Below are 944 nucleotides of genomic sequence, written 5' to 3'. Positions count from 1 at the left end.
CACACAAAAGGATAGATGACTTGACGCCCCTGTATAGAGGCGTCATTTTCTTTGTATTAAGTTAACTGAGTGATTTTCGATACAACCCATATTCCATTGAGTTTTTCTGATGCTGCCTTATTTATCATCATCAAATTCTTCTTCGTACTTATGGCTTCTATATCGATTGAACTTATACGTAAGAAAAAAGATGGCTAAAAATAAGACTATAAATATTAACAGGAAAATTACTGGGCTTTGCCAGTCATACATTGCTGACTTCTTCATCGAATTAAAAATTAACACCATTGATGCAACCACTAGGATTCCAATTACAATAATCAGATTCTTTAGAGATGTCTTTTTTTCACGCTCATTGTAAATACTTACCTTCATCATATGCATTCTTATAAACTGATAGAGTGGGAAAAATATCAAGATTAAATACTCTAGCAAACTATCCTGCAAACTCATTTTAAACACTAATGTTTTTACTAAAAATGATAGAGCTACGCCATATAAAATAATAATTGCCATTTCACTTCTTATTTTTAGCTTAGCCTGTTCAATTCTTTCGTCTTTCACTATTACCCCTCCCAAAATATTTCGTCTAATGTTTTACCTAACTCTTTGCATATAGCAACGCACAACTGTAATGATGGATTGAATTTTCCCGCTTCAATCATTCCGATTGTCTGTCTCGTTACACCCACAGCTTCCGCTAATTGAGCTTGTGACATATCTAAAATAGCTCTTGCTGATTTCAATTTTAGATTCTTCAATATCTCCCCTCCTTATATTGCATATTATACACTATATTATTCAATATGTAAACTATATATTGCATATTTTACTCCCTTATGCTTCAGAAAGGATTTAATGAAGTTATACTATCTAGATTAATATAAAAAAAGCACTATCAAGTCCGTCAATTATCAGACATTGATAATGCTTAAATATTTAAT

At 31.6% G+C, this 944-nt stretch carries 2 protein-coding genes; both read right to left on the bottom strand.

The features are described from left to right. Positions 1-117: 117 nt before the first annotated feature. Positions 118-564, bottom strand: coding sequence for a DUF6773 family protein (locus tag DOT_RS13110; RefSeq protein ID WP_009619433.1), 447 nt, complete (start codon positions 562-564; stop codon positions 118-120). A gap of 2 nt (positions 565-566) precedes the next feature. After that, positions 567-761, bottom strand: coding sequence for a helix-turn-helix transcriptional regulator (locus DOT_RS13105; protein WP_009619431.1), 195 nt, complete (start codon positions 759-761; stop codon positions 567-569). Between the last annotated feature and the right edge of the window lie 183 nt (positions 762-944).

Origin of the sequence: Desulfosporosinus sp. OT, assembly GCF_000224515.1 — a bacterium.
Classification (GTDB): Bacteria; Bacillota; Desulfitobacteriia; order Desulfitobacteriales; family Desulfitobacteriaceae; genus Desulfosporosinus.
The sequence above is the reverse complement of the archived record's forward strand: the minus strand, read 5'-3'. Positions and strand labels throughout refer to the sequence as shown.